The sequence below is a fragment of the Bdellovibrio sp. HCB2-146 genome, from assembly GCF_047345725.1.
GTDB lineage: Bacteria > Bdellovibrionota > Bdellovibrionia > Bdellovibrionales > Bdellovibrionaceae > Bdellovibrio.
This window is the reverse complement of sequence record NZ_JBLEQP010000002.1, coordinates 1,231,169-1,244,146: the sequence shown is the minus strand read 5'-3', so window position 1 is coordinate 1,244,146 and position 12,978 is coordinate 1,231,169. Positions and strand designations below refer to the sequence as shown.

The 12,978-nt window shown below is 44.4% G+C and carries 15 protein-coding genes; 12 read left to right on the top strand and 3 right to left on the bottom strand.

The genetic code is table 11. The features are described 5' to 3' along the window. The first annotated feature begins 226 nt into the window (after positions 1 to 226). The 4 genes from hisC to ACLWOR_RS16870 all read left to right on the top strand — a co-directional run bounded on the left by hisC (position 227) and on the right by ACLWOR_RS16870 (position 3,840). The gene (gene hisC / locus ACLWOR_RS16885) at positions 227 to 1,342 is read left to right on the top strand and encodes a histidinol-phosphate transaminase (RefSeq protein WP_413941982.1); all 1,116 of its coding nucleotides are present in this window, start codon (positions 227 to 229) and stop codon (positions 1,340 to 1,342) included. A gap of 39 nt (positions 1,343 to 1,381) precedes the next feature. Then, positions 1,382 to 2,035: a (d)CMP kinase gene (gene cmk, locus ACLWOR_RS16880; protein ID WP_413941981.1), complete on the top strand. Its 654-nt coding sequence runs from the start codon at positions 1,382 to 1,384 to the stop codon at positions 2,033 to 2,035. Between the two features lie 271 nt (positions 2,036 to 2,306). Further along, positions 2,307 to 3,260, top strand: coding sequence for a hypothetical protein (locus ACLWOR_RS16875; RefSeq protein ID WP_413941980.1), 954 nt, complete (start codon positions 2,307 to 2,309; stop codon positions 3,258 to 3,260). A gap of 16 nt (positions 3,261 to 3,276) precedes the next feature. Beyond that, positions 3,277 to 3,840 carry a hypothetical protein gene (locus tag ACLWOR_RS16870; RefSeq protein WP_413941979.1) on the top strand — a complete coding sequence of 188 codons (564 nt, stop codon included), beginning with the start codon at positions 3,277 to 3,279 and terminating at the stop codon, positions 3,838 to 3,840. Positions 3,841 to 3,885: 45 nt separating this feature from the next. On the opposite strand, the gene ACLWOR_RS16865 is transcribed toward ACLWOR_RS16870, so the two are convergent. Together ACLWOR_RS16865 and ACLWOR_RS16860 are read right to left on the bottom strand one after the other, a co-directional pair. Next, positions 3,886 to 4,947 carry a hypothetical protein gene (locus tag ACLWOR_RS16865; protein ID WP_413941978.1) on the bottom strand — a complete coding sequence of 354 codons (1,062 nt, stop codon included), beginning with the start codon at positions 4,945 to 4,947 and terminating at the stop codon, positions 3,886 to 3,888. An 18-nt stretch (positions 4,948 to 4,965) separates the two neighbouring features. Next, positions 4,966 to 5,253 carry a hypothetical protein gene (locus tag ACLWOR_RS16860; RefSeq protein WP_413941976.1) on the bottom strand — a complete coding sequence of 96 codons (288 nt, stop codon included), beginning with the start codon at positions 5,251 to 5,253 and terminating at the stop codon, positions 4,966 to 4,968. Between the two features lie 181 nt (positions 5,254 to 5,434). Between ACLWOR_RS16860 and ACLWOR_RS16855 the strand changes: the two genes are divergently transcribed. The 7 genes from ACLWOR_RS16855 to ACLWOR_RS16825 all read left to right on the top strand — a co-directional run bounded on the left by ACLWOR_RS16855 (position 5,435) and on the right by ACLWOR_RS16825 (position 11,157). Beyond that, the gene (locus ACLWOR_RS16855; protein ID WP_413941975.1) at positions 5,435 to 5,911 is read left to right on the top strand and encodes a hypothetical protein; all 477 of its coding nucleotides are present in this window, start codon (positions 5,435 to 5,437) and stop codon (positions 5,909 to 5,911) included. A 202-nt stretch (positions 5,912 to 6,113) separates the two neighbouring features. Continuing rightward, positions 6,114 to 7,916 (top strand): 30S ribosomal protein S1, encoded by a 1,803-nt coding sequence (locus ACLWOR_RS16850; RefSeq protein WP_413941974.1) that lies wholly within the window; start codon positions 6,114 to 6,116, stop codon positions 7,914 to 7,916. A 171-nt stretch (positions 7,917 to 8,087) separates the two neighbouring features. Continuing rightward, on the top strand, positions 8,088 to 9,056 hold the full coding sequence (gene sppA / locus ACLWOR_RS16845; protein WP_413941973.1) for a signal peptide peptidase SppA: 969 nt from the start codon (positions 8,088 to 8,090) through the stop codon (positions 9,054 to 9,056). An 8-nt stretch (positions 9,057 to 9,064) separates the two neighbouring features. Further along, a complete protein-coding gene (locus ACLWOR_RS16840) occupies positions 9,065 to 9,673 on the top strand; it encodes an HIT family protein (RefSeq protein WP_413941972.1) in 609 nt (202 codons plus the stop codon). Beyond that, complete coding sequence (locus ACLWOR_RS16835) at positions 9,670 to 10,416, top strand: rhomboid family intramembrane serine protease (protein ID WP_413941971.1); 747 nt, start codon at positions 9,670 to 9,672, stop codon at positions 10,414 to 10,416. Before ACLWOR_RS16840 ends, ACLWOR_RS16835 begins: the two co-directional genes overlap by 4 nt. A gap of 81 nt (positions 10,417 to 10,497) precedes the next feature. Continuing rightward, positions 10,498 to 10,686: a hypothetical protein gene (locus ACLWOR_RS16830; protein WP_413941970.1), complete on the top strand. Its 189-nt coding sequence runs from the start codon at positions 10,498 to 10,500 to the stop codon at positions 10,684 to 10,686. 285 nt (positions 10,687 to 10,971) lie between these two features. Beyond that, the gene (locus ACLWOR_RS16825) at positions 10,972 to 11,157 is read left to right on the top strand and encodes a hypothetical protein (protein WP_413941969.1); all 186 of its coding nucleotides are present in this window, start codon (positions 10,972 to 10,974) and stop codon (positions 11,155 to 11,157) included. Positions 11,158 to 11,276: 119 nt separating this feature from the next. Here the strand turns inward: ACLWOR_RS16825 and ACLWOR_RS16820 are convergent, their stop codons facing one another. After that, the gene (locus tag ACLWOR_RS16820; protein WP_413941968.1) at positions 11,277 to 12,281 is read right to left on the bottom strand and encodes a L,D-transpeptidase family protein; all 1,005 of its coding nucleotides are present in this window, start codon (positions 12,279 to 12,281) and stop codon (positions 11,277 to 11,279) included. A gap of 156 nt (positions 12,282 to 12,437) precedes the next feature. On the opposite strand from ACLWOR_RS16820, the gene ACLWOR_RS16815 reads away from it, so the two are divergent. Continuing rightward, positions 12,438 to 12,947, top strand: coding sequence for a flagellar basal body-associated FliL family protein (locus ACLWOR_RS16815; protein WP_413941967.1), 510 nt, complete (start codon positions 12,438 to 12,440; stop codon positions 12,945 to 12,947). Positions 12,948 to 12,978: the final 31 nt, after the last annotated feature.

Genomic DNA, 12,978 nt, shown 5'->3' with positions numbered 1-12,978 from the left:
CGATCGCTTCACGGCGATCACCTTTGAGTCTGTCAGGAGAGCGAATTCGACAAAAGATTCGCCCAGACTCAGTCCTAATACATTTACGGTCTGCATTTTTAAACGCTCACTATTGAATTTAACTTGGATTGATATTACAACGTAGTGTCGCAAATTAGCAAAAAGATCGCCAGATGGAAAGCATCTTTGAGACGATCTTGTAAGAACCTCGAACAAGGATTTGAAAGTGAAGATTTCTCCTGAAATTCGCAACATGGTTCCCTACAAACCGGGAAAACCGATCTCAGAAACTCAACGCGAGTATGGTCTAAAAACTGTTTATAAACTGGCAAGTAACGAGAATCCTTTAGGTCCTAGTCCGAAAGCGCTCGCCGCTGTTCAAAATGCTTTGCAGCACCAACAGCTTTATCCAGATGCCTCTCAATATGAGTTACTGCACACGATTTCAAAAGTGTGGAATTTTCCTGTTGAACAACTCGCTCTTGGCAATGGCAGTGATGAATTAATTGATCTGTTGACTCGCATTTTCTGTGAACCTGGCGAAGGTGTTCTGACATCGCAAGCGGGGTTTGCTGCCTATAAAGTCAGCGCTCAAGCCAATCGTGCAACGATTTACGAAGTGCCGCATACAAAAGATTTTGGCTTTGATTTAAATGCGATCGCAGATTTTTACGAAAAAAATGCTGCAAAAATTCGTATCATTTTTGTTGCAAATCCAAACAATCCTACGGGTACATACGCGAATCAAACTGAAGTTGAGTCTTTCCTTGAAAGAGTCGGCAATAAAGAAGACGTCGTTGTGATTTTTGACGAAGCCTACAATGAGTTCGTGCGCGCCAAAGACTATGTGTCTGCGCAGAAGTATTTAAGTAAATATAAGAACCTCATCGTTTTGCGAACTTTCTCCAAAATCTACGGCCTCGCGGGTTTCCGCGTGGGTGCGATGATTGCTCCAAAAGAAGTCATTGAAGTTTATAACCGGGTGCGCAAGCCCTTCAATGTCAACGATTTGGCGCAGGTTGCTGCAAATGCGGCTCTGCAAGATGAAGAATTTATTCAACGCTCGCAGCAAATTTGTTGGAAAGCGCTTGATTACTTTTACAAGAAGCTAGAAGAATTAGGCCTGCCTTACATTCCATCCCAGGGGAACTTTGTCATGTTTGACACCCTTCGAGACGCCGCCAAGGTGAATGAAGCACTTTTGCGTCGCGGGATCATTATGCGTCCTCTTTTAAACTACGGGTTTAAAACGCATTTGCGTTTGAGTGTAGGTTTGGAGCACGAGAACGAAGCCGCGTTTAAAGCGCTGGCAGAAGTTCTTAAAGAAGTGCCGCCACTTTAATAGTTTCAGTTTTTTGAGTATTTGAGTTTTTGGAGAGTTATGGGAATGGTAGTGACGATTGATGGACCTGCAGCTTCTGGCAAATCGACAGTAAGTCGCGAACTTGCTGCGCGTTTGGGCTGGCAATGGGTTTCAACAGGTGCTTTTTATCGTGGACTTGCTTACGCTGCCATTGAACTGCAAATTGATCTGGATGACGTTAAAGCGTTGGCGGAACTGACACATAATCCCGTTTGGCAAATTAAACTCGATGCAAGCCGCACGAAAGTTTTCTTCAAAGACGAAGATGTGACAGACAAAATTGCTCACGAAGACGTGGGTAATTACGCAAGCAAAGTCTCTCATTATCCAGAAGTACGTAAAGCTCTTTTAGATGCGCAAAGAAACTGTGCAAATGGTCCAAAAGGTCTTGTCGCTGAAGGCCGTGATTGCGGAACAGTTGTCTTTCCAAATGCGGAAGCAAAAGTTTTTCTAACAGCTTCCAGCGAGCACCGTGCTGCTCGTCGAGCAGCAGAGTTGGGTCTTGATCAAGACGACATGGTGAAAGCTCAAAAGCAAAGAGATCACCAAGATTCCACTCGTAAAGTGGCACCTATGGCGGCACCACAAGATGCATTGATGCTGGATTCGACGGAACTGAATCTAAATGAGGTTGTAGACCGCGTTTACGACTTCGTTAAAGGTAAAATCTAATACTTCAAAGCGGTCCTCTGAGACCGCTTTTTTTATGCCTTCTTCAGTGTAAAAAAATCCGGACAGTGTCGCTTTTCTCAAACAGTTCTGTGAGGCTGTGATCTGTAAAGCAAAAACACCGCGTTTAACGCGTACGCATTGCATTTTCCTAATAGTCCATGCCCTAAGACGCAGCTCGTTTTGGTTGTCGACAGAAGAGTTATAGAGTTCACTTATGCAAAGCCTTTTACACAAGGTTGCTAAATCCCTTTTAAGGGAAGAGGAGCATAAAATGAAACTTAAGAACACCACGTTGATAGCGAGTTTGGTATTGGTGTTGTTTGCAGTCGGCTGCAAATCAAAAGAGATCAAAGAAATCGACACTGAACTAAAAGACAAAAAGACCGTCGGCTCTGAAACATTGGGCAAGAACAAAGACGGCAACTACATCATTCAGAAAAAAGAAAGCCTGGCGACTTACTTGCTTGATTTGCAGCGTGAAGTTTACGGCATGGAAGAAGGCATCTACGGTAATAAAACTTACGGCAACAAAGGAAAATACGGCGTTCTGGAAGACTGTCGTATCGAGCTTCGTGCAAAATCAAACGGCAAATGGGAAATGGTGGATCCAGCTCCTAAAACTGTGTTGAGCAAAGAAGAAGCAAAGATCACAAAGAAAATCGGCATTGACGAAAAAGGCGAGCTTGTGATGTTGACTGAAGAAGAGCTTACGAATCGCATCAAGCGTTTTGAGCGTTACAAAAAGAATTACGAATCTCAAGACGACTGGTACGACACCGAAATCAAAGCCTGCAAAGTATCATTGAACAACTATGTGAATCATAAGTTTGAAGCTGTTCCAAAAACTGAAAAATTCCCTGACTTCGCAAAGGAACAAAAGGCCGACATGGATGCTTTTGTTTGCGAATATGTCGATGCAAATGCTTCCCTAAAAACACTGGTTAAAACGGCTGTTGCGAACGGTTGGTTGGTGCAAGAAGACCTTGCGGAGCGTGCGTTTGTAAACGACGACAGCGCTAAGGACGCAACGAACTTCCGTCGCAATTTCTCACTTCGTTTGGGCGACTGGGTTTTGGCTTACGACTATCGCGTGAACTATGGTGATTTGATGAACACAGATCGCGATGCTGAATTGAAAGCTTGGTTAAATCGCAGTCCGGATAGCGTTTCTGGAAAAGCCAGCTGCCTTGCAAACGGCAAGCGTTGGTCAACAGTAAGAAAATAAGCACGAGGATAAAACGATGAAAAAGATTTTATTATTGGCTTCTCTATTGGCGGTTGTTTCTTGTAGTTCGAAGTCTAAAAAAGACGCAGATATCAAAGACCAAGACATCAAAACTCAGCAAGAAAAAGGCGAGATGATTACGGGTGGAACGACTTTGGGTGTGAACGAAGATAAAGAAATCATGGTTCAAGACAAAGTAGAATTAACAGAACACCTTCGTACATTGGCAGCTTCCGTCAAGCACAAGCAAGATGAACTATACGGTAGCAAGCGTTTCAGCACCCGCGGTTTGTACGGCAAACTTGAAAAGTGCGTGGCGCAAGTGAATAAGAAAAACAAAGGTGGCGACGGAGCTTCCCATTTCACATTGGCCGCTCGTGAAATCATCATTCAAGATCAAGAATTGGGTCAGCTTGAAGCAGGTAAGTTCGGCTACGATGAAAAAGGCAAGCTGGTGGCCTTGGATGAAGCCAAGTTGCGCGACAAGATCCGTGATCTCGAAGATAAAAGACGTCGTCTTTATCAAAAAGAAGAAGAGCTTTTAGCGGAAATGAACCGCTGCGAAGCTCAACTCGATTAATTCGAAAAAAACAGAAAGACAATCCCGCTGGGATTGTCTTTTGCTTTATTGGGCTTCAATGCCGGCTTCGGTGCTATCAACCGAAGTTTTGCTCCAGGCAGATCCGTCAGGTGCTGTTTCACTCAGGAAAAATTCATACAACCAGCTACTCATTGTGAGTGTTCGTAAAGTCGAACTGATCACATTGGCTGCATTTTTTAGATTCAAGCGTATTTTTCTGCCGCCATTATCAGTCGTGGTGTTGCGAGTTCGGAGTGCCACGCCGAATACCGATGTGATACCTGCCGGGAGAGATTGGAACGTGTAGTAATCTTGTTCTGCGGTGACAGTGGTTTCAACATAAGTTGCAGTGTCAGCGGTGGCATCTCCAACGGCCTGCCAGTTTGAGGCCGCACCGACAGCATCCATTTGCGTGGAGCTACCGGCACCCGTAGGCAAAAGACCATAAACAGAGATCGGTCCAAGAAAAGTATTGTTGGTCGAGCCACTGGTGTCACATATGTAAAGGTCGTCCAAATAAACTGATATCGAGGTAGAAGTGCCACGTCCAATAATTCCGTACGACGAAATACTTCCAGCCGCCGTGTTGATGTTTGTTAATGAAAGAACCGATACACCGTTGATCCGCAGATGAGCTTCACCCGTTGTGGTTCCTAATTTCACGCGCAACTCAGCATAATACCAAGTGCTGTGAGAATATGTGCCCGACGCCGTTCCTAAAGTGGTTCCGGGATTTCCGCTTCCACCTGAAGTGTGAATACTAAATGTTCCCGCGCCAGGGTTCATGGCAAAAGCAATTCCTTGTCCTGAGTAACCAGTGCCGCCCACACAGAAAATCGTATAAGCAAATGAATTTGTCGTGGTGATGTAAACGCCGCAACCGATGATGATTTCGGTTTTAGAAGGCATGCTGAGTACAAACTCTTGGTTTCCAGGTGCATAAAGACTGCGAGAGTTCGCAGTGGTGACCTGAGACGTGCGATAAATACTCGAACTCAGAGCGACCGAAGAATCAAGTGTGGTAAAGCGGCATGCGCTCGTTCCAACCGCTGTGACGTCCGTGCGAGATGCGTATCCCTCAAAACCATCAATGTACATAAGCGCCATAATTGGACCCTTTCAGAATTACGGAGTTGGGACGGCTACGATGAGAATGGCATGTGAGCATCGTAGCGACTGTGTATCGTTCTGTGTGGCGACAACCTTAATTAAATGAGACGTGCGAAGAAGCTGCTGACTGCTTAAGCCGGCAACGATTTTGACGGTCTGAGCACAGCGCAGAGTTCCTGTTCCGCCGACACGACGGGCTCTTCGTAGGTGCGCATTCGAAAACGCCAAGACGGGTTTTCCAAATGCCAAGAGAGCTGGCAAGATCAGAGACTTTATAAATCCGCGCCGGTTCAGCAGTTTCATCTAACTAATGTTAAGCAGTGCTAAGCAACAGCGCAATAAATCCCCGGGCGAAGAGATCAACTAGTATTCCCTGAGAATTTCGTAGTGTTGAGTTCATTAAATGTGGACGCAATGTTATTGAATTTTCAATTTGTCATCCGTACTGGACAAGTGGTTGAGGGGCTTGCTAAGCACTCTGCTTATGAAAAGTCTGTTCCTATTTGCTCTTTTTAGTTCGTGGTCAATTGCTGCAATTGCCTATTGCCCGAGCAGCTATTCCTCTTGCGATTATTATATCTGCGCAGAAGAGCACAATCCATGTGGTAAACAGGGTTATTGGATCGGGTGGGGGCATCGTTACTGCCAAAAATATTTAGACTCTGAAAAGTCATTTTCTCTCGAAGCACAGCAGTGGCTCCGGGAAAATCGCCAATGCTTGCAATCGCGCGCAGAAGAAATTTCCCAGGGCACCCAATGTTCTGGAATCCGTAAGGCCGCTATGGAAAGCCACGTGGGTTGTTACGTTGAAACCGGCTTTTGTGAGCTTAGTTTTAAAGATAAAGCCGCCATTCTTTGGGGGCTCCGCACAGCTTTGAACGCTCCCGAAGCGTGGATCGAGGGAATCCGCTTGGAGAAAGCCTGCCGCGAACAAGGCCTCAGTTCTATTCTAAGATATTGAAATTAATACCCAAATATCGACCGACCGAAACCGGCTTTGTAAGGGAGCATAACACAGGACCACGAAAAGCTAATGTCCTGCGTAAATCCTTTGACTTTCACACCCTTAGATCGCTAAACCAGTGTTTCGCCCAAAGAGGTGAAGAAAGGTGACGGGTAAGACCCAGGAGGTTTTACTACGTTGGAGGTTTACAAAAATCGATATGACAAAACAATTAAACAAGGCCGAACTTGAGAGACAAAAAGTTCTAGCATTCTTGGATGCTGAAGATGCAAAGGTTCCATCGAACCCAGGCATTTACGGTGACAAAAAAGCTGACAAAGGTGATTTCGACTCAATGTTCGAAGCATCAATGAAAGAACAAGATTTCAAAGTTGGCGACGTTGTTACAGGTACTGTAGTAGAAGTTCAATCTGACTACGTTCTTGTAGACATCAACTACAAATCTGAAGGTTTGATCGCGATCAATGAATTCCGTATCGTTGACGGCGTTCGTGACGTAAAACCTGGCGATAAAGTAGAAGTTCTTATCGACCGTATCGAAAACGAAAACGGCATGATCGTACTTTCTAAAGACAAAGCTGACATGCTTCGCGCATGGACTGACATCTCTAAAGCAGCTGAGAACGAAGAAGTTATCGAAGGTACTGTTGTTGCTAAAGTTAAAGGTGGCTTGAGCGTTGATATCGGCGTTAAAGCATTCTTGCCTGGATCTCAAATCGATCTACGCCCTGTTCGCAACATGGACGTTTACCTTGGCAAGAAATTCAAATTCAAAGTTATCAAATTCAACAAAAAGCGTGGCAACATCGTTCTTTCTCGCCGTGCGCTTCTTGAAGAAGAGCGTGACAGTCTCCGTTCACAAACTTTGGACACTATGGCTGAAGGTTCAGTTGTTACTGGTGTTGTTAAAAACATCACTGACTACGGTGCGTTCATCGATCTTGGTGGCATGGACGGATTGTTGCACATCACTGATATGTCTTGGGGCCGCGTAAAACATCCTTCAGAAATGTTGAATGTTGGCGACGAAATCCAAGTTAAAGTTCTTAAGTATGACAAAGAAAAAGAACGCGTATCTTTGGGCATGAAACAATTGACTTCTGATCCTTGGGAATCAGTAAAAGCTTCTTACCCTCCAGGAACTAAACTTTCTGGTAAAGTCGTATCTTTGGCTGAATACGGTGCATTCGTTGAATTGGGCGAAGGCATTGAAGGTTTGATCCACGTTTCTGAAATGTCTTGGACAAAACGTGTGAAACACCCTTCTCAAGTTGTTAACGTAGGTGACGAAGTTCAAGTCGTAGTACTTGAAGTTGACACTGAAAACCGTCGCATCAGCTTGGGCATGAAACAGCTTCAAGCAAATCCTTGGGTTGAGTTGAAAGAATCTTACCCACCAGGAACTATCATTGAAGGCGAAGTGAAATCAGTAACTGATTTCGGCGTGTTCATTGGTATCGAAGAAGGCATCGACGGCCTTGTTCACATCTCTGACTTCTCTTGGACAAAACGTGTTAACCACCCGAACGAAATGTACGCTAAAGGACAAAAAGTTCGCGCGGTTGTTCTAGGTGTTGATATCGAGAACGAAAGATTCTCATTGGGTATCAAACAACTTGAATCTGACCCTTGGTCAAACATCGAATCTAAATACGCTATCGGTACACAACACGACGTTAAAGTAACTAAAACAGCTGATTTTGGTGCTTTCGTTGAGCTTGAGTCTGATATCGAAGGTTTGATCCACATTTCTGAACTGACTACTGAGAAAATCAACTCTGTTGAAGATTTCATTAAGCCAGGTCAATCTGTAAAAGCTGAAGTGATCTCTATCGATAAAGATGCTCGTAAGATCGGTCTTTCTTCTAAACTAGTTAAACTTCGTGAAGCGAAAGCTGACGTTGATGACTACGTGAAGAAAGCAACTGCGACTTCTAAATCAACTCTTGGCGATCTTTTCGCTGATCAGTTGAAAAACGTAAAATCTGACAACAAAGGTTAATTCCTCGTCAGGTTTACGAAAGATGTAAATCATCACAGAACCCCCGGCCTAAAACCGGGGGTTTTGTTTTATCGGGCCTACCACGGGGCAACTTATCATTTCGCGTCATGACAGTGTGGCGGAAGCGCGAGAACCTTATCTCTATTCAGAATCTATCTGTCGGAGATGTCTATGAAGGGTTCTTTCCTTAAAAAATTAATGATCGTAGTTGTTGTCTTTATTGCCCTGGGTTTCCTACTCAAGATGTCGGGTGGTTTTTTTGGTGAGACGGAAACGAAGCTCACTTCTAAAAACACAATCCTGCAATTGGATATGAATGGTGTGATTTTGAACGGGAAGAAATTCCTCAAGAACATCAAAAAATATCAAGACGACGATCGCATTAAAGCCATCGTGATCAACATCAACTCTCCGGGCGGAGCAGTTGGACCTTCTCAAGAAATTTATCACTCAATCAAACAAGTTCGCGAAGAACTCAAAAAGCCAGTGATCTGCGTGAGCACAGGTGTGATGGCGAGCGGAGCTTACTACTCAGCGGTTGCATGCGACAAAATCATTGTGGCGCCAGGGGCACTGGTTGGTTCAATCGGTGTGATCATGGAATTTGCGAATCTTGAAAAGCTTTATGACTGGGCGAAAATTTCTCGCTATTCCATCACGTCCGGAAAATTCAAAGACTCAGGTGCTGAATACCGTCCCATGCGCGACGATGAGAAAGCTTTGTTTCAAAGCATGATCGATGAAGTCTATGCGCAGTTTAAAACAACAGTGATGACGGAAAGAAAACTCGACGAAAAAACCGTCACTGAATATGCCGATGGCCGCGTGTTCACAGGTGCAACAGCAGTGAAGTTGGGTTTTGCTGATGAAGTGGGTTTCTTTGAAGACGCTGTGAAATTGGCGGCGAAAGAAGCAAAGCTAGGGGATGACTATGAACTTTTCGAAATTCCCAAAAAGCGTATGAGCATTTTCGATCTAGGTGGGTCTGAGCAAGAAGACGATATCAATTCTTTGGCAGAATACGCAGACCTTTTGAAAGGTAAGGCGGGCGCTGCTGGAATTGAAAATGCAATCAAGTACGTGATTCGCTCTGAATACTTGAATCAGCCACTGTACATGATGCCAGGCTACTGGAAGTAAAAGGCTGAATGCGAATGGCAAAAAAGACTCCTGCAAAAAAGAAAAAAGCGGCAGCTCCCCAAAAGAAAGCTGCTGCTAAAAAAGCTTCTTCCGCGTCTTTACGGATCGGGAAAGATGTTTGGCCTTTGGAAAGAGATGTTCTTTTTAGACCGGATCGTCTGAAGTATGTTCGCAAACTGGTGAAGCCTGAGGGCTGTGTGTTTTGCAAAGCCTCAAAAGAAGAGCAAAGTTTTGATACTTTGTGCGTGTACAAGACAGACCATTCGATGATTGTTCTAAATAAATTTCCTTACAACTCAGGACATCTTTTAGTTTTGCCATTGCGCCACTGCGGAGATTTGTTGAAGCTTTCTGAAGCTGAGTTTGCAGATGTGCAGGATTGCGTGCGTAAAGCAATGCGCGCTCTCAATGAACTCTATCAGCCCGGCGGTATCAATGTTGGACTGAACCATGGTGCAACGGCCGGGGCGGGGATTCCGGAACATTTGCACTACCATTTGATTCCACGTTGGGCTGGGGATCTGAACTTTTTCCCGCTTATAGCTGAGACCAAGGTCTTGGTTGAAAGTCTTGAGCAGACCTACGAGCGTTTTTTAGAGTATTTTAGGAACATATGAATAGAGGTATGACTTTCGCGACACCCGCTATAACTCCGGTTGTAAAGTGGTTGTTGATCATCAACGTTGGTATTTGGTTCATCTTGCAAGTGATGGTGGAGGGATTTCTAAGAATTCCGTTCACGTCGATCTTTGGTCTCTTCCCGGGCAAAGTCATTTTTGAATTCCAAATCTGGCAAATTTTTACTTACATGTTCCTGCACTCTTTGCAGGTCACGCATATCCTTTTCAATATGCTGATGCTTTGGTTCTTTGGGGCCGAGCTTGAGCAGCGTTGGGGCAGTCGTTTTTTCCTGATTTATTATCTGACTTGCGGTGTTGGTGCGGCGATTTTGTACTGTATCGGCGTATGGGGTTACTCGATGGTGACGGGTTCGCACACGGGCATGATTGTCCCAGTTGTCGGGGCTTCGGGCGCTGTGTTTGGTTTGCTTTTGGCGCAGGGAATGATGTTCGGGGAGCGTGTAGTTTATTTCTTCATGCTCTTCCCAATGAAGACCAAATGGTTTGTGGCCGTGATGGGTCTGATCCAATTGGCGTCACTTATGACTTCAAGTGTCAGTGGTGCTGAAACAGCTTACTTGGCCCACTTGGGCGGCTTGGTTTCCGGTTATATTTGCCTCAAAGCGAAGGACTGGAAGAATAAGAGCGATCTTAAGAAGAGAACTCGCACCAAAGGACGTAATCTCCGTTTGGTCGTCGATAACGAAAAATCTGATAAACCCCCGAAATACTGGAATTAGTTACTGGTTCTGACAGGGCTCTGGACTTAGCTATGTTTTTTGGCTATATCTAGGGCTTCAGGTGCGACAAAGGAGAAAGTCATGTCTTTAGCTCAAGCTAATAAAAATTTGAAATACGATAAAAGAATGACAGAGAGAAACATCACTATCGGTGAAGTTTCTAAAGAAGAGTGGCAAAAGCACTTAGAAACACTTCCAGACCTTGCTAGCAACGCGATCACATTCACGATCGATGGCAAAACAGGCTCTTCAGCTGACGACAACCACTAAAAATTCGCTCAGACCGGCTCCTTTGCATGAGCCGGTGTCGCAGGACGGACGTACAGTTCCTTCTCCCGTCTCCAAGAAGCCAATCTGTTCAAATTTTTACGGACCTAAAAACCCACTTCGCAAGAGTGGGTTTTTTTATTTGTGAACCTTGACAGGGAAAAAGGTGTTCTCACTTTTTTTATGAAAGGAGGTTCATAGAAAAATGAGGTTCAAATAATTTTAAACTAACAAAAAATCTTTATCTGTTTCGATTCATAAAAAACCAAAGAAAGGAGTTAATGGTTTATGAAACAGAATATCGGTCGGTCCGTTTGGACAGCACTTCAAAAAACCCTTCAAAGGGCATCACTCATTGTCAGTCTTTTGGCTCTTGCTCTTGTGGCCTTTGCAGACTCGACACCTAAAATTCATTTAAAAGAATCAACCAGCAATCACATGCAATTTCTTTTATCTAAAGGAGGACAAAAATGAGATCACTTACGCCATACTGCCCATCTATCAATTTAAAATCGCACTTGTGGTCGGTGATGAAAGCAAGCGAGCCCCGGTCGGGCCCGCTCTGTTTAAACCGCGAATTTAAAGCGAATTAATTACTGTACTTGGTGAGCTTGTTGAGCTGTGAGGCTGTTTTCGCGCGCTATCGCAGCTGTGACTTCTTTTTGATTAAAAGGAGTCCATTCTTCGCGAATGATCTTGTACGTGTCGCCTGATTTCAATGCGTAGATAGTCTTCACACCGTAGTCGACGTGTTTGTCGGACTCATAGCGCTGCAACGTTTTAACTAACAATTGTTCGTTATGTTGAACGATATATGGCTGAGACAAGTGAACTTTGATGAACTCATAGTTCTTTTTCAAGTTCGCTTTGTGAGCTTTCCATGAGGCGAAGTTAAAGCCGGGTGCTTTAAATTCAGAGTCATAGAACGTCATATACTTTTCGATATCTTGGTTTTCCCAAGCTTGGCGCCAGCTCTCAACAAATTGAGTGAGCGATTGACGACGTTTATCGTGTTCATCTTTCGAGATGTAGTCGACATGATCAAAAATCAAAATCGGTGTTTCTTTGAGTTTTACGAAGTCTTCAAGCTTTTTGATGACTTCGTTGCGAACCACGACACAACCGCGAGAACCTCGAGTGAGGGGAACTGAATCTGGAATTGCATGAAGCCAAATTCCTGAGCCCGTTTTATTTTCGCGTTTATCAAACAAGTTTGGATAGTTCGTTGTGAAGGCCATCGCACCATACAAATTAAAAGGAATCTCTGGTTGCGAGAGTTTTTTCTCTAGGAAGTAAATACCTTCGGGAGTTTTGTGGTCGTCACGTTTGGTCTTGTTGCCACCCATTTTGCCGATATCAGCAGGGTAGTCTTGAATTTTTTTGATTTGCTCACCGTTGCGCTCAAATACAGACAGAACTCTTTGCTCTTTATCAACGAGAAGAACATAGCGAGAAAAAGCTTCCGTCTCAGAGATCTGAAGCAAACTTGCTGGCAGCAAATTCGCCGTCTCTTTTTGAGAATCCGCAGCCTTCGTTGAGTCAGCCCAACTAGGCATCGCGAGTAGAATGATTGCGCAACTCTTGAGAAATAAACTCATATGATATTATGTCGGAAGAAGTCTGTTTCTTGTCAAGTCTTTGCCCTTAAGTGTTCAAAGCGTAGACACTTTCCGAAACATTTTGCCTCGAAAAATAAGCATAGAGTCATTAAGACCTTAGACTGATTCACCGATAAAATCTGAGTAGAGGTGTTTATGGCTGAAAAGCAAGAGCAGCAAGCTGCCCAAAAACCAAAAAATACAGGTGCAATTCTTCAGGCCGTGTTTGCCGTTCTGAATTTGGCGGTAATGGGAGTCGGTGCTTATCTTGTTTATGCCTCCACAATCGGATGGCACAGCCCTAAGATTACTGAGGAACAAGCGCAAGAGGAATTGGCCTCAACCAGCTCTGAAGAAGCCGGACCTTTGGTTTACACCATGGATAAGTTCACGGTGAATTTAGGTGGCGAGCCTAAGCGCACGATTCGTTTGGAAGTAAATCTACAAATGTTAGGTAAGAACGGTTTTGAAGAGGTCATGGAGCCTGAAAACCGCGCCAAAGCCCGCGATAAAATTGTCCGCCTTTTAAATGACAAGTCCTTCACGGAGCTTGAAACCATTCAAGGTAAGTTGTTTCTAAAAGACAAGATTGCGATGGAGGTGAACTCACTGCTTCACCGTGGTATCGTGAAAGACGTCTTCTTCTCTGATTTCGTTGTTCAATAGGCGGCTCTTTTTGCCCGCCCCTAAGTCCTAA